11 protein-coding genes are annotated in these 13,686 nt (G+C 35.2%); all 11 read left to right on the plus strand.

Features of this window, described 5'->3' with window-relative positions; translation table 11 throughout:
- Window positions 1-290 precede the first annotated feature (290 nt).
- Window positions 291-2,171 carry an LTA synthase family protein gene (locus tag JAZ75_RS13080; protein ID WP_208695884.1) on the plus strand — a complete coding sequence of 627 codons (1,881 nt, stop codon included), beginning with the start codon at window positions 291-293 and terminating at the stop codon, window positions 2,169-2,171.
- A gap of 9 nt (window positions 2,172-2,180) precedes the next feature.
- Entirely contained in the window at window positions 2,181-4,112 is a 1,932-nt protein-coding gene (locus JAZ75_RS13085; protein ID WP_132842765.1) for an LTA synthase family protein, read from the plus strand.
- A 466-nt stretch (window positions 4,113-4,578) separates the two neighbouring features.
- A complete protein-coding gene (gene mnmE, locus JAZ75_RS13090) occupies window positions 4,579-5,955 on the plus strand; it encodes a tRNA uridine-5-carboxymethylaminomethyl(34) synthesis GTPase MnmE (protein WP_208695886.1) in 1,377 nt (458 codons plus the stop codon).
- Between the two features lie 437 nt (window positions 5,956-6,392).
- On the plus strand, window positions 6,393-7,550 hold the full coding sequence (locus tag JAZ75_RS13095; protein WP_208695888.1) for an esterase: 1,158 nt from the start codon (window positions 6,393-6,395) through the stop codon (window positions 7,548-7,550).
- A 10-nt stretch (window positions 7,551-7,560) separates the two neighbouring features.
- Complete coding sequence (locus JAZ75_RS13100; protein WP_232789186.1) at window positions 7,561-8,154, plus strand: TIGR00730 family Rossman fold protein; 594 nt, start codon at window positions 7,561-7,563, stop codon at window positions 8,152-8,154.
- Window positions 8,155-8,301: 147 nt separating this feature from the next.
- The gene (locus tag JAZ75_RS13105) at window positions 8,302-8,676 is read left to right on the plus strand and encodes a transmembrane 220 family protein (RefSeq protein WP_132770816.1); all 375 of its coding nucleotides are present in this window, start codon (window positions 8,302-8,304) and stop codon (window positions 8,674-8,676) included.
- A gap of 11 nt (window positions 8,677-8,687) precedes the next feature.
- Window positions 8,688-9,383 (plus strand): EboA domain-containing protein, encoded by a 696-nt coding sequence (locus JAZ75_RS13110; protein ID WP_232789187.1) that lies wholly within the window; start codon window positions 8,688-8,690, stop codon window positions 9,381-9,383.
- Window positions 9,384-9,397: 14 nt separating this feature from the next.
- A complete protein-coding gene (locus tag JAZ75_RS13115) occupies window positions 9,398-10,384 on the plus strand; it encodes a TatD family hydrolase (protein WP_021189017.1) in 987 nt (328 codons plus the stop codon).
- 41 nt (window positions 10,385-10,425) lie between these two features.
- A complete protein-coding gene (eboC, locus tag JAZ75_RS13120; protein ID WP_232789188.1) occupies window positions 10,426-11,280 on the plus strand; it encodes a UbiA-like protein EboC in 855 nt (284 codons plus the stop codon).
- Window positions 11,281-11,296: 16 nt separating this feature from the next.
- The gene (locus tag JAZ75_RS13125) at window positions 11,297-12,466 is read left to right on the plus strand and encodes a 3-dehydroquinate synthase (protein WP_132770810.1); all 1,170 of its coding nucleotides are present in this window, start codon (window positions 11,297-11,299) and stop codon (window positions 12,464-12,466) included.
- Window positions 12,467-12,476: 10 nt separating this feature from the next.
- Complete coding sequence (gene eboE / locus JAZ75_RS13130) at window positions 12,477-13,685, plus strand: metabolite traffic protein EboE (RefSeq protein ID WP_208695892.1); 1,209 nt, start codon at window positions 12,477-12,479, stop codon at window positions 13,683-13,685.
- Window position 13,686 lies beyond the last annotated feature (1 nt).

The following is a 13,686-nucleotide window of genomic DNA, read 5'->3' on the forward strand; positions in this document are numbered from 1 at the left end:
TTATAGAAGTTTAATATTGCTATTTCAAAAATTGGTTTTCGACTCATTTATGCTTTTTTTTACGTATAAAACCACATTCGTAAGTGTAAATATATAATTAAGAGTATATCTTAAATTTTATAAAGCTTTAATGTGTTGATTATGATCTTGTTGTAGTGTTGGTTTTGCAACCATTTCTATTGTAAAATTGAAATTGACCTTATGGTAATATTTTTATAACATAATCATAACATTTTAGACTATTATTACTGAAATAGCGTACATTTGCGTGTTTTACATAAATACTAAAAATGAATAGAATTGCCAATGAGTTAAAGGCCCTAACTCAGTACTTTTTATTTTGGCTTATCATATGTTTTATTGATCGATTGCTGTTTATAACAGCTTTTTTTGATAAAATTGGATCGAAAAATTTCTCAGAGATTTTCAAAATCTATTATCACGGCCTTAGTTTAGATTTTTCAGCAGTATCCTATATCTGTGCAGTTCCATTTCTTATCTACTGTATCTTATCTTTTTTACCGAATGTACATTATAAAAGAAAAATTTTGGATGTGTACACCATCACTTTGCTCGTTATTTATTTTGTTGTTTCTTTTATTAATATCAATATTTATCGGGAATGGGGCGATAAAATTTCAAAGAGAGCAATTGATGCTTTTTTAGCATCACCATCTGGAGCCGTTGCTTCTGCCGAATCAACACCTGTATTCTTTCCAGTTTTTGGAATGATTGTCGGAATCGTTGTTGGCTATTTTTTATATCGTTGGATGTTCAAAAAAGTGCATTTTTATAATATTAAGTTGCCTTGGCAGAATGCTATTAAATTATTGATTGGAACTATTTTGCTATTTACTTTTATAAGAGGAGGATATGGAAGAGCAACTTTAAATCCGAGCAAAGCTTATTTTTCTGAGCAAAGCTTTTATAATCATGCTGCGGTAAATACACAATGGGCACTGTTGCGGGATTATTTTGCGAAAAGTACCCGGTTAAAAAGTCCTTATCAGTTTTATAATGATGAAGCCCAGCTCCATTCGACTTTAAAACCTGCATTTAATGCAAATCCAGATTCATCCGTTTCTATATTGACTACGAAACGTCCCAACGTTGTTGTTATCATGTTAGAAAGTTTTGTTGGCGGTCTTATTGAATCAATGGGAGGAGAAAAAGGAATTACACCAAATTTTGAGAAATTAATTAATCAAGGCGTATTTTTTGATCACATTTATGCGGCCGCAGATCGATCTGATAAAGGAATGGTGGGAATATTCAGTGCCTTTCCGGCACAAGGCCCCGAAAGCATTATTAAGTATATCGATAAACATGAGAATTTGCCGGCCGTAGGTCAAGAATTAAGCAGTGCAGGTTACCATGGTTCATTTTATCATGGGGGTCAAAGTGAGTTTTACAATTTTAAATCGTACATGTTGATGCACGGTGTTTCGAAAGTTGTCGATAATGCAAACTTTGGTGTGGATGTTTCACGGGCTTCATGGGGTGTCTATGACCATATTGTATTAAAACGAATGCTACATGATTTTGATACCGAGACCCCCCCCTTCTTTTCAACAATTTTTACACTAATCAATCACGAACCCTTTAACTTGCCAGGGCGTTATAAATTTGGGACCAAATCAAATGCAGATAAATTTAGAAGCACGGCCTTCTATACAGATTCGATTGTTTATGATTTTATTAATCAAGCCAAAACCAAAAGCTGGTATAAAAATACCCTATTTGTTGTTGTAGCAGATCATGGACACCGGTTGCCTGCAGAGAAATGGGAGTTGTCTAACCCGCATCGTTTTCATATTCCACTTTTATTTTTTGGCGATGTAATCAAACCCGAATTCAGAGGTAAAAAAATCGACCGTATCGGTAATCAGACCGATATGGTAGCTACATTGCTTCATCAATTAAATCTTCCGGCTACTCGATACCATTGGAGTCGCGACTTATTGAATCCAACCACACCTCAAATTGCGTTTTACAATTCTAAAGATGCTTTTGGTGTAATTACACCAGATCAAGTCGTGAGTTTTGATAATGTAGGGAAGATTATTAATTATAAACAGAATAGTGACTATTCTCCTGTAAAAACAGATAGTTTACTCAATATAGGAAAAGCTTATTACCAAGAAGTGTATAAAGAGTTTTTAAAATATTAGATAGAAAATATGATAAAGTTGAAAGGTTCATTTGCACCATATCTCGGTTTGCTGATTAGATTTCTCATACTGCTGTTAATTTATGCTTTTTTAAGACTGGGTTTTTATGGGATTAATTATGCTCTTTTTCCCCATGTAAATAGTGCTCAATTATTGTATATGTTATGGGGTGGGGTTAAATTTGATATCGTAGCGCTACTATATTTAAATATACTCTATTTATTAATGCAGATTATTCCTGCACCATTCAAGTATAATACCTTATATCAAAAAATAGCAAAGTGGATTTTTATTATTACCAATTCAATCGGAATCGCTTTAAATTTAGTTGATTTTGCTTATTATCCATTTACCTTGAAACGAACTACAGGGACGGTATTTGATCAGTTTGCAAATGAAAAAAATTTAGGTTCCTTGGCTTTAGATTTTTGCCTTGACTACTGGTATCTTTTTATACTATTTGCGATATTGATTTATGCTTTAATTAAGCTATATGATCTCGTACAAGTGCAGCGTCCACTACTGTTTAGATGGCCTACATATAGCATTCAATCGGCTTGTTTTTTAATTGCTATTTTTCTGTTTATTGGAGGTGTTCGTGGAGGATGGGCGCATAGTACAAGGCCTATTACATTAAGTAATGCAGGAGATTATGTAACGAATCCCGAAGAGATGAATATTGTATTAAATACTCCTTTTAGTTTAATGAAGACGTTAAAAGCGGTTAATTTAAAACCTATTCATACGTATACCGAACAAGAGCTGACTACAATTTATAATCCTGTTCATTATCCTCAAAGTAAGGAGCCTTTTAAAAAAATGAATGTTGTCTTTCTAATTTTGGAAAGCTTTGCAAAAGAACATTTTGGAGAGTTAAATAAAGATATTCAAGGCGGACAGTATAAAGGATATACACCATTTTTGGATTCTTTAATCCGGGAAGGATATACTTTTGAACATACCTATGCTAACGGACGTAAATCAATTGATGCACTGCCTTCTGTTATAACAGGAATACCATCTGTAGGTGAACCATTTGTATTGTCGGTATATTCAGGTAATAAAACGACCAGTATTGCTAATTTGTTAGCAAATAAAGGTTATGAAACAGCATTTTTTCACGGTGCTCCAAATGGAAGTATGGGATTTTCTGCATATATGAAGTTAGCCGGTATTCAACATTATTATGGTAAAAATGAATACAATAACGATGCAGACTTTGACGGTATCTGGGGCATATGGGACGAACCGTTTATGCAATATATGGCTAATGAAATTAACTCCTTTAAACAGCCATTTTTTGCAAGCTTCTTTTCGCTTTCTTCTCACCACCCTTTTAAAGTACCCTCAAAATATGAAGGAGTTTTTCCAAAGGGACCTTTACCTGTTCAAGAACCTATAGGTTATACTGATAATGCACTACGTCAATTTTTTAAAACTGCATCTTCTATGTCTTGGTATAAAAACACCTTGTTTGTTATCTGTGCAGATCATGCAACGGTAAGCGCATTGCCAGAATACCAGACTGCGGCCAATAGTTATGCGATTCCTATTATCCTTTACCATCCAGGAGGAGATTTAAAAGGTAGAAGTGATAAATTGGCGCAACAGATAGATATCATGCCTACAGTATTAAATTATTTGAATTATGATAAACCATATTTTGCATTTGGTTTCGATGCTTTAAATCCAACAAAGGAAAATTTTGTAGTCAACAATAATTCAGGAATATTTAATTTTTATTACAAAGATTATTTGCTGATCAACGATGGAATAAAAAATATTTCCCTCCACAATCTAAAAGAAGATCGGTTGATGAAACATGATTTATTGAAACAACCACCCCTAGTGCTAGATACCATGGAAACAAAATTTAAAGCTTTTGAACAGCAATATAATAACCGAATGATCGAAAATAAATTAATTTACGACGGTAAATAACTGGAATTATTATTATTTATATTAAGCATTACCCCACAAAGGTGATGCTTTTTGTATTTTTAAGATTAACAATACGATCACCCTAGCACGATATAAGAATGAGCCTGCAGGATGATAACAATGGCTATACGATCACCCTAGCACGACATAGGATTGAGCCTGCAAGTAGATAACATTGACTATACCATCAGCCTAGATCGACACAATGAATAGGTTATCTATGCACCTGCTATGCACAATATACACACAACAAATAGCCGAATCAGCTTATAGGATGACTATAGGTTGAAACTCATTTTGAAAAGTTTTAATACAAACTTTATAAATAGGATAAATGATCGATGGAGATTACACGTTTGTGAAAGATTAAAATAACTAAAAAATATTTATTCGCTATTCGTTTTTTATACGTCAATTTGTAATTTATTTGCCCATGAACTAAAGTAGTAATCCTTATCTTTGTATCATGTCTGAACACGCTATTTTGGAACAAGAAACAATTGTGGCATTAGCCACAGCAAGTGGTAATGGTGCTATCGCTGTAATACGTCTTTCTGGTAAAGATGCTATTGAAATAACCAACCAGGTATTTCGGGGTAAGAATTTGCTTAAGCAAGCTTCACATACTCTTCATTTCGGTACAGTACGAGATGGAGAAGAAATCATTGATGAGGTATTGGTCTCACTATTTGTAGGTCCTAATTCTTATACTAAAGAAAATGTAGTTGAGATCTCCACCCACAATTCTAAGTATATAATTGAACGTGTGATGAGTTTGCTTATTAAAAAAGGAGCACGAGCAGCTAAAGCAGGGGAATTCACATTACGTGCTTTTTTAAATGGGGGAATGGACCTTTCTCAAGCAGAAGCTGTTGCTGATTTGATTGCTTCAAATTCTGCCGCTTCCCATCAAATTGCGATGCAACAGATGAGAGGCGGATTTTCCAATCAGTTGAAAAAATTGAGAGATGATTTGATCCACTTTGCATCACTAATAGAATTAGAACTCGACTTTTCAGAAGAAGATGTAGAATTTGCAAACCGTGATCAATTGAAAAGTTTAATTAAACAAATTAATCAAGTGGTGAGTAAGTTGATTTCTTCATTTGAACAAGGTAATGTCTTGAAAAATGGTGTTCCAGTTGTAATTGCAGGTAAACCTAATGTCGGAAAATCTACTTTGTTGAATGCTTTATTGAATGAGGAGCGTGCCATTGTATCGGACATTGCGGGTACCACAAGAGATACGATTGAAGATGAAATAAATATCAAAGGAATTACTTTCCGATTTATTGATACTGCCGGTATTCGTGAAACTATCGATGTTATCGAGGCTAAAGGAGTAGAGCGTACACGAGAAAAAATGAAGCAGGCACGTTTAATCATTTATTTATTTGATCCTACACAAGACGAGGTGGTAGATATTGAGGCGCAGATTGCAGAAGTTGCAGTGTTGAACATACCTTTTGTTACAATTATTAATAAAGCTGACTTGCTTACAGTAGAGCAGAAAAAGCAGTATGAGGTTTTAAAACCGCTATACATATCTGCAAAAGAACAAATAGGGGTAGAAGAGCTAAAAGATGAACTATTAAATCAAGTAAATCTATCTAACTTAAATACTGACGATGTCTTAGTAACCAATATCCGTCACGTAGAAGCTCTTCAGCATACACGAACATCCTTGGAACGTGTACTCAACGGAATTGACAACCCGGTTACATCTGATTTCTTAGCCATGGATATACGTCAATCATTATTTCATTTAGGCGAAATTACAGGTTCTGTTTCAACCGATGATTTGTTGGATAATATATTTTCGAAATTCTGTATCGGAAAATAATAATTGGAATAATTAACAGTTAAAAAGCACTAACAGTCAAATTGTTAGTGTTTTTTTTGTGATTAATGATTTGCTGAATAAAACTTCGTGTTTGCTATAGTGGATAGTAGAACTCAAAAATTAGAATTGACTCTGTTTTCTATTATTGACGTTTATTTTGTTCCGATCGATCTGATGATGCTAGTGTGTGGTAATTAAATGTGATGTCTATTTTATATTCAATTGACTATTACTTAAAGTGCTGTAATATGGGGTGATGAAATACAATATTCGTTTTATCATTTTAAAAGCATATGGTGATCTTAAATATTCGTATTTCCCACTGAAATTCCTTAAATTTAAATACTCCAATATTTAGCGGGTTTAGTTAATCAATATCTTATTAGCCATAAGCTTTTTGTCAAGCTTGTATTGTTAATGTTCATAAAAACATAGAAATGAAGATCACATCCATTTTGTATTTATTGCTATTGGGGCCCCTAATTGGCAACGCCCAGGAAAATCTCGATTTTAGTGGCAATAAAACCATTGTTTCTCCCGAGATTAACGGAAAACAGATAACCTTCAGACTTTTGGCTCCAGAAGCGAAGACTGTAAAGTTACAGGGCAATTGGATGCAAACTGATGACTTGAATTCTGGAATTAAAGATTCAAGAGGAGTATGGTCGTTTACAAATCAAGACCTGAAACCCGATATTTATACCTATTCTTTTATTGTGGATGGAGTTAAAGCTACTGATCCCAATAACGCTTATCAGGTTCGGGATGTGAGTTCTGTCATGAGCATGTTTATCGTAAATGGACCAGAATCATCCAATTATACTGTTCAAAATGTCCCTCATGGTACTGTTGCTAAAAGATGGTATACTTCAAGAGGGCTAAAAGAAGATCGTAGATTAACCGTTTATACCCCTCCCGGTTATGAGGCTTCAAAAGAAAAATATCCTGTCCTTTATCTTTTGCATGGGATGGGGGGGGACGAAGAAGCTTGGATGACCTTAGGGAGAGCTTCACAAATTTTAGATAATCTAATAGCGCAAGGAAAAGCAAAGCCGATGATCGTCATTATGCCTAATGGTCACACGAGTAATGCGGCTGCACCAGGGGAGTCTTCTAAGGGTTTCTATAAAATTGATATGGTAACTCCAGATATTTTTACAGGACATATGGAAGCTAATTTTAATGAAATCATAGCTTTTACAGAACAGAATTATCGGGTGAAAGCTGATGCGAAAAATCGAGCTATTGCTGGACTTTCAATGGGAGGTTTTCATTCCTTGTATATTTCAGCTAACCAACCTAAAACTTTTGATTATATTGGATTATTTTCTCCTGCAATTCTTCCTCCAGAAAATAAGAAAAGTCCGATTTACGAAAATCTTGATGCCAAGCTTCAGGTTCAAAAAAACAACGCTTACTGCTTGTACTGGATTGCCATTGGGAAAACGGATTTTTTATACAAGCATGTTGCCGGCTTCAGGGATAAACTCGATAAGATGAATTTTAGCTATCAATATGTCGAATCAGAAGGCGGTCATACCTGGAGTAACTGGAGGAAATATCTCAATGATTTTGTTCCTCAATTGTTTAAATAAAAAAAGTGTTATGATGCGAAAAATTAAAAGTATCGTTGTTTTTTGTGCTTCTAGTTTAGGTAAAGAAAATATCTATGAGGAGCAAGCTGCTCATGTCGGGCATGTATTTGCGAAAAAAGGTATTCGTCTAGTATATGGTGGTGGACGAGTTGGATTGATGGGAGCAGTTGCCAATGGTGCATTAGAAAAAGGAGGCGAAGTGATAGGTGTCATTCCTGAGTTTCTCAATTCCAAGGAAAGAGAGCATACAGGGGTTACAAAGTTAATTACAGTAGATACCATGCATGATCGCAAGCGAATCATGCACGATTATTCAGATGGAGTCATTGCATTGCCAGGGGGCTTTGGAACACTCGAAGAGCTATTTGAAATGGTGACTTGGGGTCAGCTGGGGTTGCATAAAAAACCAGTTGGAATTCTCAATACGAATGGTTATTATGATCACCTCCTGCTATTTATTGATCACATGACGGCAGAAGGTTTATTGAAAGAAGAGAATAAATCCATGCTTCTGTTTGGAAATACCATTGAAGAGTTATTAGAAAAAATGGAACGGTACGAAGCACCCAAAGTTACTAAATGGATAGAAAAAGATGAAATTTAAACCTATTTATTAGTTGTTTAAGCATCTCTCTTATTGTGATTTTACTTTCGTCTTAATTTTTTTACAATTTGACTGATTAAAACAGATTTATAATCTGTTTATTTGTGTATCAGTAATGATGAAATTTCATCGAATAAACCTAACCGTATGGCGCTAATTATTTTAAATATTATTTTTTGCATTGCTTTTATAGGATTTGCCTATGTAAATCTCAATGATAAAGATTCCTGGCTGTGGATTCCAATTTATATGCTGGCCTCTATTTGTTGCGGACTTGCCGTGTTTAATTTCTACTATCCATTTATATACCTTGGTGCTATTGTATTTTATCTAGTTTATGCAGTTATACTTTTTTTTGCAAAAGATGGCGTTCGCGATTGGTTGATGAAATATCGTAGACCAAGTATTGTGGAAAGTATGCAAGCAACGAAGCCATATATTGAGAAGACAAGAGAGTTTTTTGGTCTTCTGATTGTTAGTGGCGCATTAGCTATAAATTATTTTGTTGCTGTTAATTTATAAAATTTATACTTGTGATTGATTTAAAAAAGAAAAAACAGCTAAGTGATATATTTCAAAAAATTATCCAACAAAACCTAAAATTAGATGCATGGTCTTGGTTGGACAATAAAGTGGAATTGATTAAAAATCAAGAAAAAACACTTCAATTAAATTTGAGTTTTTCCCAGCTCCCAAGAAAGCTTGGAAAAGAAAATATTGTTGTCCAATCCGAAGATGTTGCTGATCTAAAACAATTATTACCTGGCTTTTCTTTGGAAGCATGGACCATTGACCGATTATGTAGAGTATGGTTGTTGATGCAGTTACCTGATCAGAACAAGGAACAATATCTGAAAAAAGTCAATACTTTATTTATTGCTTCAGAAATGAATGAACTGATTGCATTATACTCCGCTTTACCTTTCTTGAGCCATACCGAAGAATGGGTCGGTAAATGTGAAGAAGGAATCCGTAGTAATATAGGTACTGTATTGGAAGCAATTATGTATCATAATCCTTATCCATCAGTTATGCTTTCAGAAGGAGCATGGAATCAAATGATTTTGAAAGCATTTTTTACAGAGAAAGATGTTAAAAAAATTACTGGATTAAAAGAACGCGTTAATCAGACTTTAGCGAATACCTTGAACGATTATGTACAGGAACGCTTGGCAGCCCATAGAACTGTTCATCCAGAAATCTACCAATTAATAGAATTAGGAAAATAAAAAAATATTGTATTATGTGCTGTAATGAAAATTTCCAAGAAAGAAATTTAGGCGAAAGAAACCAAAGTACTCTTGATTTAAATGATATTAGTGGAATGAAGTTTTTTGACCCTCATATTCACATGACTTCACGAACTACCGATGATTACCAAGCAATGGTTGATGCCGGGATTGTGGCAATTATTGAACCTGCTTTTTGGTTAGGACAACCTCGAACAGGGATCGATAGTTTTACGGATTACTATAGTAGCTTAATTGGATGGGAAAGATTTAGATCTTCTCAGTTTGGTATTAAGCATTACTGTACTATAGGATTAAATTCACGTGAAGCGAACAATGAGCAGTTAGCCGAACAGGTGATGGAATTACTGCCTCAGTTTATTTTCAAGGAAGGTGTGGTCGGTATTGGTGAAATTGGTTTTGATGATCAGACTGCTGCCGAAGAAAAATATTTCCGGTTACAGCTGGAGCTTGCTAAAGAAGCTGGACTTCCCGTACAGATTCATACACCACATAGAGACAAGAAAAAAGGCACGCAACGAAGCATGGATATTGCTATTGAACATGGACTTTCTCCGTATTCAGTGATTATAGATCATAATAATGAAGAAACGGTTAAAGAAGTCTTAGATCGAGGGTTTTGGGCAGCTTTTACGATTTATCCTTTTACGAAAATGGGAAATGAACGTATGGTTGAGGTTGTTAAACAATATGGTTCTGAAAGAATTATGATTAATTCAGCTGCCGATTGGGGAATTTCTGATCCGCTCGCTGTTCCTAAAACAGCAGCTCTGATGAAACAATCAGGTATTAGTTTAGATGATATTGAATTGGTGAGTTACCGGAATGCAATAACCGCTTTTGGTCAAAGTGGACAGATAGACGAACGTGATTTTGTAACTATAAAAAATATTGATCAGTCTCAAAAATTTGAAAGTAATTCTATTTTGCGTGGTGGTCAACAACCAAGGATAGATAAGAATTCGATCATTATTACTTAATCGTACACATATTGAAAAAATTAAAAGGATATATACGATTAATGAGACCAGCAAATGTCGTTACTGCAGTAGCCGACGCACTCGCTGGTATAGCAATATCCGGATATTTATTAACCGAAGGATGGAATTCTCCAGTACCTATTCTTTTACTTTGCATTTCAACAATAGGGCTGTATAGTGGTGGAATTATTTTTAACGATGTTTTTGATGCAGATCTGGATAGAATAGAACGACCTGAGCGACCCATACCTAGTGGATTGATCAGTGAAAAAGAGGCCACAGTATTTGGATCTTTATTCTTCTTAATTGGACTAATAGCAGGCTATTTCGTAGGAAGTATTACAGTAATATTAGCTATAGCGATTATTTTAGCTTGTCTTGTCTACAACAGATGGGCAAAACATCATTCATTTTTAGGTCCGCTTAATATGGGACTTTGCCGTGGCCTAAACCTCTTATTGGGAGTTAGTATTATAAGTACAGAGGTAAGTCAATGGTGGTTCTTGGCTATTGTACCTATTATCTACATCGCTTCTATTACAATGATTAGTCGGGGAGAAGTACATGGAGGAAGTAAAAAAATGCTTTATTTTGCCGCTGTTCTTTATGCAGTTGTTATCGCTAGCATTTTATTTTTTGCACAAACAAAGGGGGATATTATTATTACTCTTTTGTTTATCATTCCGTTCGCTTGGATGATTTTTAAACCTCTATTAAGAGCTATAAATAATCCGATAGGCCCCAATATAGGTAAAGCCGTTAAAGCAGGAGTGATTGCATTGATCCTCATGAATGCTGCATGGGCAAGTGTATTTGCTGATTGGAAAATTGCACTTGTCATTATTTTTTTATTACCATTATCTATTATACTGAGTAAAGCATTCGCAGTTACTTAATTAATGATTTTTAATTATGAGTTTTTTAGAACAGTCATTTAGTGTGAAATTTGAATATAAAATACATTTTACTAAATCGTTATTTCACACCGATAACCCTACTTTTACAGATTTTTTTAAAAGCAATCCTACAGATGTATTGCGTAAGATTTTTTTCGTCCTAGATCAGGGAGTTGCTGATGCACACCCAGATCTGGTTTCAGCGATCAGAACCTATTTCGATCATCAGCAAGAAGTACAGCTGATTTCTGAAATTTTGATTATACAAGGAGGAGAAGCCTCAAAAAATGATACAGGTCTATTCGATCGTTTGGTTGAAGCAGTAGATCAATATGGAATAGACCGACATTCTTACATTGCCGCGATCGGTGGTGGTGCCGTGCTTGATCTTGTCGGTTACGCAGCCGCAGTGTCACATCGTGGAATTAAACACATTCGTATACCAACGACTGTACTCTCGCAAAATGACTCTGGGATTGGTGTTAAGAACGGTATAAATTATAAGGGTAAGAAAAATTTTTTAGGCACTTTTGCTCCCCCCGCGGCTGTGTTTAATGATGATCAGTTTTTGTTAACATTAACGGATAGAGATTGGCGGTCAGGAATATCTGAAGCAGTTAAAGTTGCTTTAATCAAAGATCCTACATTCTTTTATTGGATCGAAGATAATGCAGCGAAACTGGTGAGTCGTGATTTAGAGACCATGGATTACTTAATTGTACGTTGTGCCGAATTGCATTTAAACCATATCGCATCAGCCGATCCATTCGAGATGGGATCTGCGAGACCATTAGATTTCGGTCATTGGAGTGCACATAAATTAGAACAATTGAGTAATTTCAGTGTGCTGCATGGGGAGGCTGTAGCCATGGGAATAGCTTTGGATAGCACGTATTCTTTCTTAAGTGGATTGTTAACAGAAGATAAGCTTTTGCGCATATTGAATGTGCTGCTTCATTTATCATTTGATATTTCTAATCCATTTATTCAGATCAATGATGAAGAATCACCAATACTTCGCGGTTTAACTGAATTCCAGGAACATCTTGGCGGTAAATTGACCATTACATTATTGACGGATCTCGGAACAGGTAAGGAAGTTCACCACATGGATCACCAGTTATTGATAGCGGCAAGTAACTATGTCTTAAATTTTACCAGCACAACAGCTGGTTTGGATCATTAAATTAGTTAAAATGAAAGTTAATACAGGACATTTAACCTATTGCACCAATATTCATCCAGGGAAAAATTGGAATGATGATTTTACAGCTCTAAAAGATAATTTTTCTTTTATCAAAGAATCAGTTTCGCCTGGCCAGCCATTGGGAATAGGATTGAGATTATCAAATGTATCGAGTTTAGAACTTAGTGAGCAGGGTAATATAGCGGAATTTAAACATTGGTTAAAAGAAAATAATGCTTATGTTTTTACAATGAATGGATTTCCTTATGGAGAATTTCACCGTACTGTTGTCAAAGAAGATGTACATACCCCTGACTGGACTACCGAAGCACGTAAAGATTATACAATCAGACTTTTCACTATTCTTCAATCCTTATTACCAGAAGGAATGGTCGGTGGAATCTCGACATCGCCGCTTAGTTATAGACACTGGTTCAAGACGGCTACCGATTTTACGGAAGCCAAAAATGCTGCCACGATAAATATAGTTGCTGTAATACAAGAATTAGTTACAATAGCAAATGCGACAGGTACGGTTATGCACCTTGACTTGGAACCAGAACCTGATGGAATCATTGAAACTGGACGAGAATTTATAGATTGGTATACAGACGATCTGCTTCCAACTGCTATTTCAGATCTTGTAGATTCATTTGGCATTACCGCTATCGAAGCTGAAGCTCTTACCAAGAGACATCTTTGCCTTTGTTATGACGTATGCCATTTTGCAATTGGCTATGAAGATCACGCCGATGTATTAAAAGAACTTAAGGAGAAAGGTATTGCAGTAGGGAAGATACAGATATCTGCTGCTTTGAAAGCAAATATGGATCAGTCCCCTGATCAGCGTATAGCTATTAAAGAAAGTTTTCAAAAATTCAACGAACCGACATATCTACATCAGGTCGTGGCCTTAAAAAGAGATGGCAAGCTTATTCGTTATACAGATCTAACACCGGCCATAGCAGATTTTGAGCACCAGGATGTGATGCAATGGCGCGCACATTTTCATGTTCCTATATCTGTTCAGGATATTGGAGTCTTGCAGTCAACGCAACAAGATATTATAGAAGTGTTGAATCTCCAAAAAGTTGCGCCTTTTACCGAACATTTGGAAGTGGAAACCTATACTTGGGAAGTATTGCCCGAACAGTTAAAGATACCAATAGCTGCCTCTATCAGTAATGAACTGGAGTGGGTAATTAAAACAAATGTATAAG

Origin of the sequence: Sphingobacterium sp. UDSM-2020 (assembly GCF_016132525.1) — a bacterium.
Classification (GTDB): Bacteria; Bacteroidota; Bacteroidia; order Sphingobacteriales; family Sphingobacteriaceae; genus Sphingobacterium; species Sphingobacterium anhuiense.

Bases quoted from the DNA above. Each gene is read 5' to 3' on its own strand.
- JAZ75_RS13080 (WP_208695884.1), top strand. From the start codon at position 291: ATGAATAGAATTGCCAATGAGTTAAAGGCCCTAACTCAGTACTTTTTA.
- JAZ75_RS13085 (WP_132842765.1), top strand. From the start codon at position 2,181: ATGATAAAGTTGAAAGGTTCATTTGCACCATATCTCGGTTTGCTGATT.
- mnmE (WP_208695886.1), top strand. From the start codon at position 4,579: ATGTCTGAACACGCTATTTTGGAACAAGAAACAATTGTGGCATTAGCC.
- JAZ75_RS13095 (WP_208695888.1), top strand. From the start codon at position 6,393: ATGAAGATCACATCCATTTTGTATTTATTGCTATTGGGGCCCCTAATT.
- JAZ75_RS13100 (WP_232789186.1), top strand. From the start codon at position 7,561: ATGATGCGAAAAATTAAAAGTATCGTTGTTTTTTGTGCTTCTAGTTTA.
- JAZ75_RS13105 (WP_132770816.1), top strand. From the start codon at position 8,302: ATGGCGCTAATTATTTTAAATATTATTTTTTGCATTGCTTTTATAGGA.
- JAZ75_RS13115 (WP_021189017.1), top strand. From the start codon at position 9,398: ATGTGCTGTAATGAAAATTTCCAAGAAAGAAATTTAGGCGAAAGAAAC.
- eboC (WP_232789188.1), top strand. From the start codon at position 10,426: ATGAGACCAGCAAATGTCGTTACTGCAGTAGCCGACGCACTCGCTGGT.
- JAZ75_RS13125 (WP_132770810.1), top strand. From the start codon at position 11,297: ATGAGTTTTTTAGAACAGTCATTTAGTGTGAAATTTGAATATAAAATA.
- eboE (WP_208695892.1), top strand. From the start codon at position 12,477: ATGAAAGTTAATACAGGACATTTAACCTATTGCACCAATATTCATCCA.